The sequence below is a fragment of the Streptomyces sp. NPDC006134 genome, from assembly GCF_040628835.1.
GTDB lineage: Bacteria > Actinomycetota > Actinomycetes > Streptomycetales > Streptomycetaceae > Streptomyces.
Genome location: NZ_JBEXTV010000015.1, coordinates 17,475 through 32,552, shown reverse-complemented (window position 1 = coordinate 32,552; position 15,078 = coordinate 17,475). Strand labels below are relative to the sequence as shown.

The window sequence follows — 15,078 nt, the reverse complement described above, 5'->3', positions numbered from 1 at the left end:
CGAGCACGTGGGCACCACGAGCACGCGGAACGAGTACGGCCCGCCCCGCCCCTCAGACGCGGCTCCGCCCCGTCCCCGCCCCCAGCGCGGAAGCCACCGCGTCCGCCAGAGGGCCCGCTTCCTCCACGCCCAGCGACGAGACGGTGATCCGGATGCCGGGCGGGGCGTGCATCCGGAAGCGGGCGCCGGGGGCGACGGCCCAGCCGGCGTGCAGCAGCCGGGCGACGGCACCGGTCTCGTCCGGCACGGGGATCCAGACGTTCATGCCGCTGCGGCCGTGCGCCGTGACCCCGCGCCGCGCGAGCGCGTCGATCAGGGCGTCCCGCCGACGGCCGTACGCCGCCGCCACCGCCCGCGCGTCCACGGCCCCGTCGGCCCACAGCCGCGCCACGGCCCGCTGGGTGATCCGGCTGACCCAGCCCGGGCCCAGCCGTTGCCGTCCGCGGACCCGGTCGAGCGTGACGGCGTCCCCGGTGAGCACGGCGAGCCGCAGATCGGGGCCGTACGCCTTGGCGGCGGAGCGGACGAAGGCCCAGCTGCGGGTCGCGCCGGCGAGGGGGTGCAGGGGCAGGTCGACGATCCGGTGCCCGTGGTCGTCCTCGACGAGCAGCGTCCCGGGATACTCCCGGAGCAGGGACCGCAGCGCACGCGCGCGTGGGGCGCTCAGCGCGGCGCCCGTCGGGTTCTGCGCCCGGTCGGTGACGATCAGGGCCCGTACCCCGGCGGCCAGGGCGCGGCGCACGTCGTCGGGGAGCGGCCCGTCGTCGTCGACGCCGACGGGCACCGTGCGCAGCCCGAGCGCCGGGACGAGGTCGAGCAGGCTGCCCCACCCCGGGTCCTCCACCGCGACGGCGTCCCCCGGCTTCAGGTGTGCCGCCAGCACCCGCTCCATGGCGTCCAGCGAACCGGACGCGACGGCCACGGGCCCGTCCGGCACCCCGTCGGCGTCCAGCTCGGCCCGCGCGAGGCGCTCCAGCTCCGGCTCCACCGGCGCGTCCCCGTACAGGACCGGTTCCCGGTCGGCCTGCTCCGCCGCCGCGGCGAAGGCCGGCCCCAGCGGGGGCAGCAACGCCGGGTCCGGGTTGCCGGTGGACACGTCCCGCGCCCCTTCCGGCACCTCCACCCGGATGAACTCGCGCCCGGTGGTGGCCGGCCTGGCCCGCACCCGGCTGCCGCGCCGCCCGGCAGTCTCGATCACCCCGCGCTCGCGCAGGGTGCGGTAGGCGGCCGCGACGGTGTTGGGGTTCACACCGAGCCGATCCGCCAACTCCCGCATGGGCGGGAGAAGTTGACCAGGCCCCAGCTCCCCGCACGCGACCGCCCGCTCGACGCTCGCGGAAATCTCTGCGGCACGCCGCCCGGTGATCCGATATTCTCCTAGCACAAAGCCAATTATGCACTAGTGCAATGGAGACCGCCATGCAGGGGACGCAGCAGACACCACCCGGCGCCGCCACCGCCTACGCCCGCACCGACCGCACCGTCCCCACCCGCTCCGCGAACCGCGCCTCGTACGACAAGGACCTGGTGCACGCGATACTCGACGAGGGCTACGTCTGCCACCTCGGCTTCGTCCGCGACGGCGCCCCGGTGGTCCTGCCGACGCTGTACGGCCGGGTCGGCGAGCGGCTCTACGTGCACGGCTCGACGGGCTCGCGCCCGCTGCGCATGGCCGGACAGGCCGACCCGGGCCTCCCGGTGTGCCTGACGGTCACGCACGTCGACGCGCTGGTGCTGGCCCGCTCCGGCTTCCACCACTCGGTCAACTACCGCTCCGTGGTGGTGCACGGCACCGCGTACGACGTGACGGACCCCGAGGAGAAGCTCCTGGCCCTGGACGCCCTGGTCGACCACGTCGTACCGGGCCGCTCCCGCGACTGCCGGCCGGCCGACAAGAAGGAGCTGGCCGCCACCGCCGTCATCCGCCTCGACCTGGACGAGGTCTCCGCCAAGCTCCGCACCGGCGGCGTCAACGACGAGCCGGAGGACTACGCCCTCCCCCACTGGGCCGGTGTCCTCCCGCTGCGCAAGGGCTACGAGGCACCGGTCCCCGACCCGCGCCTGGCCCCCGGCACCGAGCTGCCCGGCTACCTGATGGAGCTGTGATGCTGATCCACCCCTGGGACGCACCCCGTGAGGACGCCGAGTGGCAGCGGTGGCTGGCGGTCCACGACTTCGGGCAGCTCGCCGTCAACGGCCTGCCCGGTGACCCGCCCCACGTCCAGCCCCTGCACTTCGCCTACGACGCCGGGCGCGGCGAGGCGGTCACCCATCTCGCCCGCCCCAACCCGCTGTGGCGCGCGCTGGAGGCGGACCCGGACGTGCTGCTGAGCGTGGTCGACGACTACACCTACATCCCCGGCCCCTGGCAGGCCGCGCCGGACGAGCCGCCCGAGCACGGCGTCCCGACCAGCTTCTACGCGGCGGTCCAGCTCCGCTGCCGCGCCCATGTCGTGGACGATCCGGCCGAAAAGGCGGAGCTGCTGAACCGTCAGGTCGGGCACTTCCAGCCGGAGGGCGGCTCGGCCCGGGCCACGGCGGGCGAGGCCCCGTACGGCCGCATGCTGTCCGGCATCCGCGGCCTGCGGCTCGAAGTGACCGGCGTGCGGGCGAAGTTCAAGTACGCGGGCAAGCGGTCCGAGGAGGTCCAGGACCGGATCGCGGCCGGTCTCGCCCGGCGCGACGGGCCGGGCGACGCGGCGGCCCGCGCCCACCTGCTGCGCCGCCGCGAAGCCTGACCAGGGGGCGGGGGCGGACGGTTCGGACCGACCGGCCCCGCCCCCGCCCTCTCGCCCTCAGGCGGTCACACGGTCACCGCCCGCGCGTCCCGCGCCTCCGCCGCCGCGAGCCCCGCGACCGAACCGAGCATCAGCAGGGTGCCGGCCAGGGTCGCCGCCGTGAGGTGCTCGCCGAGCAGGAGCACCGCGAGCGCCGCCGCGGCGACCGGTTCCAGCAGCATGATCACGGACACGGTGGCCGACCGTACGACGGCGGCGCCCGCGAAGTACAGGCCGTAGGCGAGGGCCGTGGGGACCGCGGCGACGTACGCCATCAGCCCGAGGAGCCGGAGCGGCCGGCCGGTGTGCGGCACCAGGCCCTCGGCCAGGGCGAAGGGCAGCAGGCACAGGCTGGTGACGGCGAACGCCCCGGCGGACGTCGCGGCGGCGTCCGCCCCGCCGTCCCGGCCCCAGCGCCGGGTCAGCAGCGTCATCACCGAGTAGCCGGCCGCGGACAGCAGCGCGCAGAGCACGCCCCACGGGCGCACGGTGGCGCTGCCGCCGCCGAGGACGAGTACGGCCAGTCCCGTGAGCGCTCCGGTGACGGCGGCCGTCCCGCCCCGGCCGAGGTGCTCCCCGAGGGTCAGCCGCGCGCCGACCGCGATGAACACGGGACCGGCGCCGAGGGTGACGACGGTGGCCACGGCGAGCCCGGTGGACTCCACCGCGGCGAAGTACGCGGTCTGGAACACCGCGAGACCCAGCCCGGTGACCGTGGCCCGCACCACCTTGCGGCCGAGCGGCACGGTCTCGGCCGTCCCGGCAGACCCGGCAGACCCGGCAGTCTTGGCGGACCCGTCAGTCTTGGCAGACCCGGCAGTCTTGGCAGACCCAACAGTCCCGGCAGACCTGGCGAACCCGGAAGCCCCGGCGGACAGACCGGACTTGCCGGATGAACGGGACCCGCCGGAAAACCCGGACCTGCCGGACGGACCGGACTCGCCGGAAAACCCGGACCTGCCGGACGGACCGGACCCGCCGGACGGACCGGACCCGCCGGACGGACCGGACCCGCCGGACGGACCGGACCCACCGAACGGACCGGACCCACCGGTCCGGATCCGCGGGCGCAGCAGCAGGCGGGCGGCGAGCAGCAGCACCAGCCCGGACGCGCAGCGCCAGAAGGAGAGGGCGACGGGCCCCATGTCACTGGTTCGGTAGACCAGCGAGGCGGTGGCGCCCGCGGTGCCCCACGCGGCACCGGCGACGATCAGATAGAGGAGGCCACGCCCGACGGGCAGGCCGGAGACGGCATTCGACACGAGTTCTCTCCGCAGACGCGCCTGGGGCGCGGAAGTTCGGGAAGGACCCCGGGGCCGTTCGGGCCGTCGCACGGGGTCCGCGGACTTCGTCTGCGGGCAGCACCGTTCTGCCCGGCGGCACGCCGGGCATGTTCCGGAGGGCCCGCCTCAGACGGCGGGCGGCGGAAGAACGAGTGCGTTCGTGTGCATGATCCGCACCTTAGGCGGACGTCCCCCGGGCGGACAACTCCCTTTCCGGGCCGGCGACCGCCACCGGGTCCGCGCCACCCTCGGCGGGTGCCGACGACTGCGCGATGAAGGCGCCGACCAGGACCACCGCGCCGCCGAAGAGCTGCGGCGCGGAGAGGTGCTCGCCGAGCAGCACCCAGGCCAGGACGGTGGCGACGACCGCTTCGAGGCACGCCACGACACCGGCGACCTGCGGCGAGAGGCGGCGTACGGAGAGCACGCCGGTGACGTAGGCGGCGACCGTGGCGACGAGCACGATCCAGGCCAGCAGCACACCGGCGGCGACGGGGGTGCCGTCCATGGAGGCGGTGTCCGCGAGCACGGACCACTCCATGGTCCAGGGGCGGGCCACGACGGTGAGCACGGCCGCGCCGACCAGCAGCCCGTACGCGATGACGCCGAGCGGATCGGGCGCCTCGTCGCCGGCGTCGCCGCCCTGGTCGGACAGGACGAAGTAGCCGACCTGGCAGCAGGCGGCACCGAGGGCGAGCAGCAGGCCGAGAGCGTCGAAGCCCAGGCCCGACCAGACCTCGACGACACAGGCGAGCCCGCCGACCGCGAGGACCACGCCGAGCGCGGCGGCGCGCGTCACCGGCCGCCGCTGCACGAACCGCACCCAGCCGAGCACGAGGGCGGGTGCCAGGTACTCGACGAGCAGGGCGACGCCGACGGGGATACGGGAGATCGCGGCGAAGTAGCAGGCCTGGACGCCGGCCACGGCGAGCAGTCCGAAACCGGTCAGCAGCCCGGGGCGGCGCCGCAGCAGCGCGCGGTGGCGCACGGCGAGCGGCAGCGTCACCAGGGCCGCGCCCGCCACGCGCAGCCACACCACGTGGAGTGGGTCCAGACCCGCCTCGATCAGCGGCTTGGCCGCGACACCGGAGCCTCCGAAGGCGACCGCGGACACGAGCGCGAGGCCGAGCCCGGCGCCCTTGCCGCGGCTGCCTCGACTGCCGCGACTGCTGTCAGACGTATGCACCGGCCCATGATGACAGGCGACGACATGACCGTCACCCTCGATGACACCTGTCTCACCGGCTGGACGTGCCGGGTGGTCCCGGGGCGCCCCCGTCATGAACCGGCCCGGCATGCTCCCCGGCGCGGGCGAACACCGTCCGGGGGTCGATTCCGGCGCGGCAGAGCACCTCGACGGCCCGGGCCTGCGGGTCCACGACGATCGCCGCGAGCAGATCGACGCCGCGGGCCCGGCCCCCGCCGCGCCGGGCGGCGAGCTCACCGGCGTGCTCCATGGCCGCGGCGGCCAGCGGCGACAAGCCCGCGGCCTCGGTCACGACGGGGACGGCGCCGGAGTCCTCCACGGTGCCCTGCCAGCGCAGGCCGTAGCCGATGCTGCGCTGCACGAGGTAGCCGAGCAGCCGGGCGAGATGCGGTCCCTCACCGAGTACGGCCCGCGCCTGCGGGTCGTACTCCAGGAGGGAGTGGAGCAGATGGGCCGTGTCGACGTGCCGGTCTCCGTCCCGCACCGCGCGGCGGCGCGCGGCGGAGACCACCGACGCCAGCTCGGCCTCGGCCCGGACCTCGTGACCGGCTCCGTCCGGGCGCCGGCCGCCTTGCTCACCGGCCGCCTGCCGGGGGATACGGGATTGCACAACTCCCAGCTCATCAGCCTCTTTCGGCCGGGTCATCCCCGAAGGGAACCATTTTCGCGTCCCACGCGAAGGGGATATCACACGCCGTGGTCTCCTCCTTACGGAGGAGACCACGGCGTCGGCCCCTGGGGACACGCCCCTTGGAGGCACGACTTTCGGGGGCGCGCATCCCGGCGTCGCACGCCCCCGGGGGCAACCCGCGCACCGGCCCGTCGGTCCCACAGGCATGGGGAGCAGATGCTGGCTGGTCGCACTGCCGGCCGTCGACGGCAGGCAGTACGTGTACCGGGTGTACGCCCCGGAGGACGCGCTGCCCGCCGATCTGTTCTGGGCGGCGTGGCACTGCCACGACGAGAGCGCCCTGCCGCGCGCGTGGGACCTGTTCGACGCGGCAGCGATACGACGGCTCGACTGACCCCGGCCCTCGCCCGCGGGCGGACGAAGGCGCCCTGCGAATCACCCCGCGGATCACCCCGCGGATCGCTCCGCGGGGGCACCTCGCCGGGTGCCGGGCCGGGACGCGAGGCGGGTCAGTCCTCGTCGGCCAGGATCAGATACAGCTTCTTGCGGGCATCGCCGATGACGGCGAGCGCCTTCTCCCGCTGCTCCTTGCTGCCCGTCTTCCAGACCTGCCCGAAGGCCTCCATCAGCCCGAAGCCGGCCTGCCGGATGTCGTTGAGGGCCTCCCAGTCGACCCCGCGCGAGGCCTCCTCCCAGGGCGCCTCGGGACCTTCGCCGGCCGCGGCGCGGCCCGCCTCGGTGAGGGAGAACAGCTTCTTGCCGCCCTCGCTCTCACTGACGATCAGACCCTCGTCCTCCAGCAGCTGGAGGGTGGGGTAGACCGAGCCCGGGCTGGGCTTCCAGACGCCGCCACTGCGCTCGGCGATCTCCTGGATCATCTCGTAACCGTGCATCGGCCGGTCCTTCAGCAGGGCCAGGATCGACGCCCGTACGTCACCGCGGCGCGCCCGGCCCCTGGGGCCGCCGCGCCCTCGCCCGCCCCAGGCGCCGGGACCGAAGCCGAAGCCCGGCCCGAACGGACCGCCCGGGCCACCGGACCCGCCCGGCCCGCCCGGCCCGAACGGGCCGAAAGCCGCCCGCAGCCCTTCGAAGCCGCCCCGGCCGTGCCCGAAGGGGCCGCCGTGCCCGTGTCCGCCGTGTCCGCGCTCGTATCCGTGGGTACGCATCGCTCTCACTCCATTCCATCGTTGATCTGTCGCGATGCTTCAACGATATATCGGTATAGTTCTTACGGCAACCCTGTCCCGGGAAACGCCCCTGCCCTTTGTCATCCAATCGAGGCGCTTGACGGCGAACCCGATCGTTTCGCCCTTCCTGACAGTGAACCCAGTCGGACGGGTGAGGGCTGAGAGGAGTGCCAGCGCCCCGAACGGGCCGCGCCAGCCGGTGCGCCGACCGACGAGTGAGCCGATCGGCACGCCGACGGCGGTGGCCGGCGCGCGACAGGCTCACGTTCAGGTCGGCGGCCGGGCGCGGAGACGAGCCGTGGAAGCGGCGGGCGACGAAGGGGGTTGCGGCGCAGGGGACTTGGCGGCAGGAGCCGCTTTCGCCGCTCGTTGCCGCGGGAGGACAGAGCGGGTGACGATCGCCTGACGTGCCGGCCGCTGATGAGCTGCGGACCGGTTACGGCATGCGGACGCTGCGTGCGACTTCCGTGGCGCCGCCCAAGTGGACCAGCAGCCCCGACACCTCGTGCTGTGCGGTGGCGGTGGTCGTGGAGGGACTGCCGAGGGAGTCTCCCATGCCGACTGCGAGGTCGCCGATTCCCTGGCCGGCCAGGCGTGCAGCGGGGCAGGCGGTGCTGTTGGCGTTGTCTTCCGCGACGCCGATCGACGGGGCGGACCTGCGGGCCGCGACGCGGCCGGTGGACGTCGGTACCGAGCAGGCGCGGCGGTCCAGGAAACCGAGACGGCCACAGGCGGCACGGAGCCGTTCGGAGTCCGGGCCGAGGGGGGCGAGAGCGGGCCGCGCGGCAAGGGGAACCAGCAACCGCGACCACCCCACCGAGGCGACGCGGATACCAGGAGCGAGTGCGCCCGAGGTGCCACCGAGTGCGGGCAGGACAAGGTCACACTCGGCCGCCGCGAGCCTGCGGAGGCCTACGGAAACAGCGGCGAAGGCGGCATTGACCTGTGCGTTCTTCCGTACGGACCAACTTTTTCCGTACGGACCAACCAGGGGAGACGCACCCTCTCGCATGGATGGCGGCTCGACGTTCCTGCCCCCGGCGCGCCCGGCCAGGAAGACCAGAGCGGCAACCGTCCCATGACCGCACGCGGGCAGTTCCCCCTCGGCGGTGAAGAAGCGGAGGGAGACGACCGGACCACCTCGCCGGCTGTCGTGCACCGACACGGAAACGGCGTGCGACGTTCCCATCCGAACCGGCACACGACGGCGCTCGTCGTCACTCAACGGCGCCTCGTCCAGCACCGCGGCGGGACGACCGCCTTGGCCGTCACACAGACACGCCGGACGATCGTGACGGGCAGACCGCGCCTCCCCATCGCAGTGCCGTGACCCTTGCACCGGACCGGCGCCTGCCTCCCTCGCCCACCACCGGCTCCCCCGTCATGCCTCCGCAGGATTCCGATCGTTTTGCTCTTGAGCCTGCGCCCAGGCGATCGCCCATTCGTTGAGCGGCTGCAGGGCGTGAATGAGCGCCGCCCCCAGCCGGGTGAGCTCGTAACCGTCGGCCGAGGAGGCGATGATCCCGTTTGCCGTGAGTTCGCGAAGCCGCTGGTAGAGGACGCTGGATGACAGCCCTTCGCACCGTGCCAGCAGCGCGCGGGCGCCGAGCGGACCCGCACGCAGCTCCCAGAGAATGCGCAGCGCCCACCGGCGGCCGAAGAGGTCCATCGCGGCCATGATCGGACGGCCGGTCGTCGATCCACGAACCGGTCTTCCTGGGCGCGGTGTCGGCATGACCCTCCTTGCGTTTCGTTATTCGAAACACTAGCATCCGTGCCGTGTTTCGGATTTCGAAACAACCTCAACGGGAGCGCCGATGCCGCGAATAGCCCTGCTGGAACCGCCGTACACCGACGAGGCCGGCGCGCTGCTCGCGCGCATGACGCCCGGGGACGTGCCGCCGATCGGGCTGTTCCGGATGTTCGCCAGAAACCTCCCGATGGCCGGCGCCATGCACGGATGGGGGCGCTACGAGCTGGGCCGGCAGCTGACCCTGACCATGCGGGAGCGCGAGATCGCCATCGACCGGACATGCGCGCTGTGCGGCTGCGAGTACGAGTGGGGCGTGCACATGATGACGTTCGCCGAGCGGATCGAGCTCACCCACGAGCAGGCGGCGTCCCTGGCGCACGGCGGCCCCGCTGACGCGTGCTGGACGTCCGAGCGGGAACGGCTGCTCATCCTCGCCGTCGACGCGCTGCACGAGCGTTCCGACATCGATGACGCGCTGTGGACACGACTCGTGTCGGTCTTCGACGAACTCCAGCTGCTCGATCTGCTTCTGCTGTGCGGGTGGTACCACGCCGTCAGCTTCGCCGCGCGCGCCACGCGCATGCCGCACGAGCCCGGCGCGCCTCGCTTCGCCGACTTCCTCCCCCTCACGACCGCGACCGACCGGTGAGCACTACCCGGGCGCGTTCCGAGGCGCGGCTGCTGGTCCCCTCGCTGATGTTCATCGCTCTGGTCGTGGCGGCGGTCGCCGGCCTCGGGACGCCGCTCGTCACCAGCGTGGCGACCTCGTTCCACGTCTCGCTCGGCAGCGCGCAGTGGACACTGACCGTCGCGCTGCTCAGCGGCGCCGTCGCCACGCCGGTCCTGGGCCGGCTCGGAGCCGGCCCGCACCGGCGGGCCACGATCCTCGCCACGCTGGCGGTCGTCGTCGCCGGCAGCGCGCTCACCGTGCTGCCGCTGCCGTTCGCGTGGCTGCTGGCCGGCAGGGCGGCCCAGGGCGTCGGGCTCGGGCTGACGGCGCTGATGATGGGCGTGGCCCGGGACCACCTCTCCGAGGAGCGCAGCGCGGCCGTGATCGCCCTGCTCTCGGTGGTCTCGATCATCGGGGCCGGCGTCGGCTACCCGCTGGCCGCACTGCTCGCCGAACTCGGCGGGGTACGGGCCGCCTACGGCCTCGGTCTGGTGGTCACCGCCGCCGCCCTCCTGACCGCGTGGCGCTCCATGCCCGAAGCCCCCGAAGGCCGCTCCGCCCACGTGGACGTGGCAGGCGCGGTCGTCCTGGCTGCTGCGCTGCTCCTGGTGCTGTTCCTCGCCGGCGAACGGAATCTGTGGAGCCGGCACCTCGCCGTGGCGGCGGGCCTCTCCGTCGTCGCGGTAGTGCTGCTCTGCGTCTGGGCCGTCATCGAGCTGCGCAGCACGACGCCCCTGGTCGATGTGCGGGCGGTGCGGCACCCGGCGGTCGCCGGGGCGAACCTCGCCATGTTCGTCGGCGGGACCGGCGTGTACCTCCTGCTCACGCTCATCACCCGGTACGCGCAGACGCCGCACGGCGCCGGCTACGGCTTCGGGCTGACGACCTTCGTCGCCGGGCTGGTCCTCATCCCGTTCTCGGTGCTGGGGTTCGTCGCCGGCAAGCTCACGCCGCGCGTGCGGACGCGGGTCGCCGACCCTCTGCTCCTGGCCGGCAGCGCCGTCGTGGTCGGCGGCGGGTTCGCCCTGTTCTCGGCGGGCCGGTCGGACCTGGCCGAACTGTTCGTGGCGATGGGCGTGCTCGGCTTCGGCGCCGGCGGCTTCTCGGCCGCGATGCCCGGCGTCATCCTGGCCGTCACCCCCAAGAGCGAGACGTCGAGCGCCATGAGCTTCAACTACGTCGTCCGCAGCGTCGGGTACTCCCTGGGCAGCGCCATCGGCGGCCTGATCCTCGCCGCGGGCACCGGGCCCGGCCACCTCTTCCCCGACGACAGCGTCTACACCACCGCGGCGCTGGTCGGCATCGGCGCCATGGCGATCACGACGCTGACGAGCCTCGCTCTCGTCCGCCGACGCCCGTCCGAGACCAACCCGTAAGTCAGATGCACTCATCCCCACACTGGAGGTTCCATGCCCAAGGGCTACTGGGTCAGCGTCTACCGCACCATTTCGGACCCTGAGAAGCTGGATGCTTACAACAAGCTGGCCGCTCCGGCCGTCAAGGCCGGGGGCGGTCGGATCCTCACCCGTGGCAGTCGGGTCGTGGCGTACGACGCCGGAATCGCCGAGCGCACCGTCCTGATCGAGTTCGACAGCTTCGAGCAGGCCGTCGCGGCGCACGAGAGTGCGGCCTACCAGGAGGCACTGGTCACCCTCTCCGACGGCGTCGAGCGCGACTTCCGCATCGTCGAAGGCATCGACTGACCGAGGTCGAGTCGGACACCCGGCTCAGAGCTCCCGACGGAATGCGGCTTGCAGGCGGCGCCGGCAGATCACCGAGCAGGCAAGCCCGAGGAACGCCTCGTGGATGACGTCACGAATCTCCCAGCGGGTCCTCAGTCGGCCGAACCGGTGCAGCAGCGCGATCGTCTGCTCGACCACCCCCCGTTTGGTCCCCAGGCCGGATCCGTGGCCGGTACCACGGCGGGCGATCACGGGCTTGATGCCCTTCGCCCGGACCTGGCGGCGGTGGCAGTCGCGGACGTAGCCGCGGTCTGCGTGGAGTTCCCGCGGTCGCTGCCGCGACCGCCCCCGCTTGCCGCGGCTCGGCGGGATCGCCGGGCCCTGGAAACCCGGATCGAAACCCTGCTGGAGGCCCACCCTCTTTCCCAGGTCCTGACCTCGATGCCCGGCAACGGCGTCAGGACCGCCGCCGTCCTCCTGGCCACCGTCGGCGACGGCAGCTCGTTCCCGAGCGCCGCCCACCTCGCCTCCTACGCCGGCCTCGCGCCAGCCGCCAAACAGTCCGGAACCTCGATCCACGGCGAGCACGCGCCCAGAGGCGGAAACCGGCAGCTGAAGCGGGCGATGTTCCTCTCCGCGTTCGCCGCCCTGCACGGTCCCGCATCCCGCGGCTACTACGACCGCTGCCGAGCCCGCGGCAAAACCCACACCCCGGCCCTCCTCCGCCTCGCCCGCCACCGCATCAGCGTCCTGTCCGCCATGCTCCGCGACGGCACCTTCTGCCAACCACGAAGCCCTCGACTCACTTGACGAAGGACATAGAGGCACCCCCCGGGCGGCTGCACGCTCTTCGCGAAGCGGGCCCCGGCTTCGTCCCGCCCGACGGCACCCTGGCGGAATGCGACCGGCCGGTGGTCAGGACGCCGGGCCGGCGGTGACCGCGGCGCCGGAGGAGGGCCGGACGGCGTCGGCGCCCCGCACGCCGCTGTCCGCGCGGCGCGATTCCCGGGGCGGTGCGAAGGCCGCCGCGCTCAGCGCGTAGACCGCTGCGGCAGCCCGTCAGAACCGCCGCAGCGGGAGCGGTGCCGGTCCAGGATCCCCTCGACGGTCCTCATCAGCCGGTTCCCCGCCTGATCGATGCTTCCGTTCTGCGTGCTGACCTGCGCGCCTTCGAGTACGAAGGTGATCTCGGCCGCGACCTGCTCGGGATCGGGCAGCCCGGCCTCGGCGCACATGCCGACCAGCCTGCGGGTCTGGAGGGCCTTGTGCTTCTCGATCACCTGCCGTGCGGGATGGGAGCGGTCGGGCAGCTCGGCGAGGGAGTTGATGAACGGGCAGCCCCGGTACGAGATCTCCGGCAACCCCTCGGCGATGAAGCGGGCCAGGCCGAGGATCTGCTCCCTGGGCCGGCCGGGGTGTTCGGCCTCGACCCGGTCGAAGGCCGCCTGGTAGTCGGCGGCGACGATCCGCAGCCACTCCGCGACCAGCGCGTCCTTGGTTCCGAAGTGCCGGTAGATCGCCATTTTGGTGGTCTCGGCCCTCTCCGCGATCGCCTGGACGCCGACCCGCCGGATCCCCTCGCTCTGGAAGAGCTCTTCCGCCGCGTCGAGGATGCGCTCACGGGGCGGCAGTTTCGCCACCCTGCTCGGCCTTCCGGCGGTCGATGCCATGACTTCTCCGTGACGTCCGGTCCGGTGCGGGCCCCCGCACCCACCGCTACGGTACCAGTCCGTTCCATGCGATACCGTTGGGTCTCATTGGAGACCCAACGGTATCGCCGTATCTGCGGGGAGTGACAGTGAGAATTTCCGAGTACGTGAGCTTCGACGCGGTCGGGCTCGCGGAGCTGATGGCCAAGGGCGAGGTGACCCCCGCCGAAGTGGAAACAGCCGCACGCGAGGCCGCGCAGGCGGTCGATCCGCAGATCAACGCCCTCGTGGAGACCTGGCCGGCCGACGACGCGCCCACCCCCGGCAGCACACCGCTGGCCGGGGTCCCTTTCCTGATCAAGGACATCGCGGTCGCCATGGCCGGGAGACGCATGGAGCTGGGCAGCCGTCTCGCACGCGGCAACGTCGCCGGCGCCGACTCCTCCCTGATGCTGCGCTTCCGCCGCGCCGGCCTCGTGACGTTCGGGCGGACCGCGACACCGGAGATGGCCTACAGCATCACGACGGAACCACTGCTGTACGGCGCGACCCGCAACCCGTGGGACCTGGAGCGGAGCGCGGGCGGATCCAGCGGGGGCGCGGGCGCGGCGGTCGCCGCCGGAGTGGTCCCGATCGCACACGCCACCGACGCCGCCGGATCACTGCGCATCCCCGCCGCCTACAACGGCCTCTTCGGGCTGAAGCCCACCCGTGGCCGGGTCTCCATGGGCCCCGGCGCCGACGAGGTCTTCAACGGCCTGGCCGTGCACGGCAGCGTCAGCCGCACGGTACGCGACAGCGCGGCGCTGCTCGACCGGATCCGCGGCCCGGAACCGGGCGATCCCTACTTCGCCCAGCAGCCGTCCCGGCCGTACGCACAGGAAGTCACCCGCCCCCCGGGCCCGCTGCGGATCGGTGTCCTCACCCAGGCGTGGGGCGGACGCCGCACCACCCCACCCGTGGCCGACGCTCTGTCTCGCACCGTGCGTCTGCTCGAATCCCTCGGCCACCGGGTGGAGGAGGCCGAGATCGGCCTCGGGGCCGACTGGGAGGAGTTCGTCCTGGCCAACGCCCGTCTGATGACGGCGAATCTGACGGCCCAGGTCGACGGACTGGCCGCCGCCTTCGGCCGGCCCGTCGACTCCTCGACCCTCGAACCGCCCACCCTTGCCGGTTACCACTACGGACAGCGGGTCAGCGGCGCCCAGTTCGTCACCGCTCTCACGATCCGGAACCGGGTCGCCCGAAGTCTGGCACGGTACTTCGGCACCCACGACATACTGCTCACCCCGACCCTGCCGGAACTGCCCGTACCCCTGGGCACCTACGCCGAGGACGCAGAGGCGCTGGACGGTCTCGGCTGGATCGACCGCCTCAACGACCGCTCACCGTTCACCCTGGCGTTCAACGTGGCGGGCACGCCCGCCATGTCCGTGCCCGTGACGGCCGACGCCGGGACGGGGCTCCCGATCGGTATGCAGTTCGCCGCCGGTCACGGACTCGAAGGCCGTCTCTTCCGCCTCGCCGGACAGCTCGAACAGGCGAGTCCCTGGTCGGGCCGGACCCCCACGGTGTGGGCGGGGCGTCCCACCGGCCCCTGAGGAGCGCCCCTGACCCGAAGGGATCCAGCCTCGGCGTCACCGTCAGCAGCGCCTGCCTGTCCAGAGCGGTGCCGAGAGGCCCAGGACGATGCCGGTGAAATCAGGCTTGACCTCAACCCTGGTCGAGGGGCGAGGGTCGAGTCATGAACGCCCAGGAATCGACGATTCTCCTCTTCCGGAACACCATGCGCATCACCGACGGTCACCTGGAGGGCTTTCGCAGCGCCATCGCCAGGGCAGTGGCGTTCGCAGAGCGGCACGGGCCGCAACTGATGGTGGAGACCTTCGTGGACGAGGAGCGGATGCTCGCTCACAGCTTCCAGGTCTACCAGGACTCCGAAGCGGTCCGGATCCACTGGAAGCTGGCGGACCCGTACATCCAAGAAGTGATGAAGCACTGTCGGGTGGAGCGCTTCGAGGTGTTCGGCGAACCGGACGCCGACGTGGCAGCGGGCGTACGTTCGGCGCTCAGCGAGCAGTGTGAGCTGACGTTCACCCCGCGCATCGCCGGCTTCGTCCGCTTCGCCGGCGGGCTCCGGGCATAGCGCCCGGTTCCTCACTGCTCGGCATCGGCTGACACGCCAGGCGCCGGCGGTCCGACTCCGACGGCGAACGAACCGGCATCACGGTCAGGGGGC

16 protein-coding genes and 3 pseudogenes are annotated in these 15,078 nt (G+C 73.0%); 9 read left to right on the top strand and 10 right to left on the bottom strand.

Annotation, left to right across the window (positions count from 1 at the left end; translation table 11 throughout):
• Positions 1 to 52: 52 nt before the first annotated feature.
• A complete protein-coding gene (locus ABZ340_RS12355) occupies positions 53 to 1,384 on the bottom strand; it encodes an aminotransferase class I/II-fold pyridoxal phosphate-dependent enzyme (protein ID WP_358781690.1) in 1,332 nt (443 codons plus the stop codon).
• A gap of 35 nt (positions 1,385 to 1,419) precedes the next feature.
• Between ABZ340_RS12355 and ABZ340_RS12350 the strand changes: the two genes are divergently transcribed.
• Positions 1,420 to 2,106: a pyridoxamine 5'-phosphate oxidase family protein gene (locus tag ABZ340_RS12350; protein WP_358781791.1), complete on the top strand. Its 687-nt coding sequence runs from the start codon at positions 1,420 to 1,422 to the stop codon at positions 2,104 to 2,106.
• On the top strand, positions 2,106 to 2,738 hold the full coding sequence (locus ABZ340_RS12345) for an FMN-binding negative transcriptional regulator (protein ID WP_358781689.1): 633 nt from the start codon (positions 2,106 to 2,108) through the stop codon (positions 2,736 to 2,738). Before ABZ340_RS12350 ends, ABZ340_RS12345 begins: the two co-directional genes overlap by 1 nt.
• A gap of 65 nt (positions 2,739 to 2,803) precedes the next feature.
• Here the strand turns inward: ABZ340_RS12345 and ABZ340_RS12340 are convergent, their stop codons facing one another.
• The 4 genes and pseudogenes from ABZ340_RS12340 to ABZ340_RS12325 form a co-directional block, all read right to left on the bottom strand.
• Positions 2,804 to 3,655: an EamA family transporter gene (locus ABZ340_RS12340; RefSeq protein WP_358781790.1), complete on the bottom strand. Its 852-nt coding sequence runs from the start codon at positions 3,653 to 3,655 to the stop codon at positions 2,804 to 2,806.
• A gap of 177 nt (positions 3,656 to 3,832) precedes the next feature.
• Positions 3,833 to 4,039 (bottom strand): annotated as a pseudogene (locus ABZ340_RS12335) (EamA family transporter); the annotation flags it as partial.
• Positions 4,040 to 4,238: 199 nt separating this feature from the next.
• Positions 4,239 to 5,246, bottom strand: coding sequence for an EamA family transporter (locus tag ABZ340_RS12330; protein ID WP_358781688.1), 1,008 nt, complete (start codon positions 5,244 to 5,246; stop codon positions 4,239 to 4,241).
• Between the two features lie 52 nt (positions 5,247 to 5,298).
• Positions 5,299 to 5,877 (bottom strand): Clp protease N-terminal domain-containing protein, encoded by a 579-nt coding sequence (locus ABZ340_RS12325; protein WP_358781687.1) that lies wholly within the window; start codon positions 5,875 to 5,877, stop codon positions 5,299 to 5,301.
• A 226-nt stretch (positions 5,878 to 6,103) separates the two neighbouring features.
• Between ABZ340_RS12325 and ABZ340_RS12320 the strand changes: the two genes are divergently transcribed.
• Positions 6,104 to 6,292 carry a hypothetical protein gene (locus ABZ340_RS12320; protein WP_358781686.1) on the top strand — a complete coding sequence of 63 codons (189 nt, stop codon included), beginning with the start codon at positions 6,104 to 6,106 and terminating at the stop codon, positions 6,290 to 6,292.
• A gap of 115 nt (positions 6,293 to 6,407) precedes the next feature.
• On the opposite strand, the gene ABZ340_RS12315 is transcribed toward ABZ340_RS12320, so the two are convergent.
• The 3 genes from ABZ340_RS12315 to ABZ340_RS12305 form a co-directional block, all read right to left on the bottom strand.
• On the bottom strand, positions 6,408 to 7,064 hold the full coding sequence (locus tag ABZ340_RS12315) for a PadR family transcriptional regulator (RefSeq protein WP_358781685.1): 657 nt from the start codon (positions 7,062 to 7,064) through the stop codon (positions 6,408 to 6,410).
• Positions 7,065 to 7,521: 457 nt separating this feature from the next.
• On the bottom strand, positions 7,522 to 8,424 hold the full coding sequence (locus ABZ340_RS12310) for a PhzF family phenazine biosynthesis protein (RefSeq protein ID WP_358781684.1): 903 nt from the start codon (positions 8,422 to 8,424) through the stop codon (positions 7,522 to 7,524).
• A gap of 42 nt (positions 8,425 to 8,466) precedes the next feature.
• A complete protein-coding gene (locus tag ABZ340_RS12305) occupies positions 8,467 to 8,763 on the bottom strand; it encodes a helix-turn-helix domain-containing protein (protein WP_358781683.1) in 297 nt (98 codons plus the stop codon).
• A 139-nt stretch (positions 8,764 to 8,902) separates the two neighbouring features.
• Between ABZ340_RS12305 and ABZ340_RS12300 the strand changes: the two genes are divergently transcribed.
• The 3 genes from ABZ340_RS12300 to ABZ340_RS12290 are packed head-to-tail and all read left to right on the top strand — an operon-like array spanning position 8,903 to position 11,211.
• Complete coding sequence (locus ABZ340_RS12300; RefSeq protein ID WP_358781682.1) at positions 8,903 to 9,487, top strand: carboxymuconolactone decarboxylase family protein; 585 nt, start codon at positions 8,903 to 8,905, stop codon at positions 9,485 to 9,487.
• A gap of 47 nt (positions 9,488 to 9,534) precedes the next feature.
• Positions 9,535 to 10,884: an MFS transporter gene (locus ABZ340_RS12295; RefSeq protein WP_358781789.1), complete on the top strand. Its 1,350-nt coding sequence runs from the start codon at positions 9,535 to 9,537 to the stop codon at positions 10,882 to 10,884.
• Between the two features lie 33 nt (positions 10,885 to 10,917).
• Positions 10,918 to 11,211 carry a DUF1330 domain-containing protein gene (locus ABZ340_RS12290; RefSeq protein ID WP_358781681.1) on the top strand — a complete coding sequence of 98 codons (294 nt, stop codon included), beginning with the start codon at positions 10,918 to 10,920 and terminating at the stop codon, positions 11,209 to 11,211.
• 24 nt (positions 11,212 to 11,235) lie between these two features.
• Here ABZ340_RS12290 and ABZ340_RS12285 read toward each other — a convergent pair.
• A pseudogene (locus tag ABZ340_RS12285) lies at positions 11,236 to 11,565 on the bottom strand (transposase); the annotation flags it as partial.
• Between ABZ340_RS12285 and ABZ340_RS12280 the strand changes: the two are divergent.
• Positions 11,563 to 12,000 (top strand): annotated as a pseudogene (locus ABZ340_RS12280) (transposase); the annotation flags it as partial. The pseudogenes ABZ340_RS12285 and ABZ340_RS12280 sit on opposite strands and share 3 nt — an antisense overlap.
• Before the next feature lie 221 nt (positions 12,001 to 12,221).
• Here the strand turns inward: ABZ340_RS12280 and ABZ340_RS12275 are convergent.
• Positions 12,222 to 12,860: a TetR/AcrR family transcriptional regulator gene (locus ABZ340_RS12275; RefSeq protein WP_358781680.1), complete on the bottom strand. Its 639-nt coding sequence runs from the start codon at positions 12,858 to 12,860 to the stop codon at positions 12,222 to 12,224.
• Positions 12,861 to 12,988: 128 nt separating this feature from the next.
• Here ABZ340_RS12275 and ABZ340_RS12270 point away from each other — a divergent pair, with 128 nt between their 5' ends.
• Complete coding sequence (locus ABZ340_RS12270; protein ID WP_358781679.1) at positions 12,989 to 14,440, top strand: amidase; 1,452 nt, start codon at positions 12,989 to 12,991, stop codon at positions 14,438 to 14,440.
• Between the two features lie 143 nt (positions 14,441 to 14,583).
• Positions 14,584 to 14,985 carry a hypothetical protein gene (locus ABZ340_RS12265; protein WP_358781678.1) on the top strand — a complete coding sequence of 134 codons (402 nt, stop codon included), beginning with the start codon at positions 14,584 to 14,586 and terminating at the stop codon, positions 14,983 to 14,985.
• The last annotated feature ends 93 nt before the right edge of the window (positions 14,986 to 15,078 follow it).

What these genes read in the sequence shown, in the direction of transcription:
- ABZ340_RS12350 (WP_358781791.1), top strand. Translation starts at nt 1,420, where the DNA reads ATGCAGGGGACGCAGCAGACACCACCCGGCGCCGCCACCGCCTACGCC.
- ABZ340_RS12345 (WP_358781689.1), top strand. Translation starts at nt 2,106, where the DNA reads ATGCTGATCCACCCCTGGGACGCACCCCGTGAGGACGCCGAGTGGCAG.
- ABZ340_RS12320 (WP_358781686.1), top strand. Translation starts at nt 6,104, where the DNA reads ATGGGGAGCAGATGCTGGCTGGTCGCACTGCCGGCCGTCGACGGCAGG.
- ABZ340_RS12315 (WP_358781685.1), bottom strand. Translation starts at nt 7,064, where the DNA reads ATGCGTACCCACGGATACGAGCGCGGACACGGCGGACACGGGCACGGC.
- ABZ340_RS12305 (WP_358781683.1), bottom strand. Translation starts at nt 8,763, where the DNA reads ATGGCCGCGATGGACCTCTTCGGCCGCCGGTGGGCGCTGCGCATTCTC.
- ABZ340_RS12300 (WP_358781682.1), top strand. Translation starts at nt 8,903, where the DNA reads ATGCCGCGAATAGCCCTGCTGGAACCGCCGTACACCGACGAGGCCGGC.
- ABZ340_RS12295 (WP_358781789.1), top strand. Translation starts at nt 9,535, where the DNA reads ATGTTCATCGCTCTGGTCGTGGCGGCGGTCGCCGGCCTCGGGACGCCG.
- ABZ340_RS12290 (WP_358781681.1), top strand. Translation starts at nt 10,918, where the DNA reads ATGCCCAAGGGCTACTGGGTCAGCGTCTACCGCACCATTTCGGACCCT.
- ABZ340_RS12275 (WP_358781680.1), bottom strand. Translation starts at nt 12,860, where the DNA reads ATGGCATCGACCGCCGGAAGGCCGAGCAGGGTGGCGAAACTGCCGCCC.
- ABZ340_RS12265 (WP_358781678.1), top strand. Translation starts at nt 14,584, where the DNA reads ATGAACGCCCAGGAATCGACGATTCTCCTCTTCCGGAACACCATGCGC.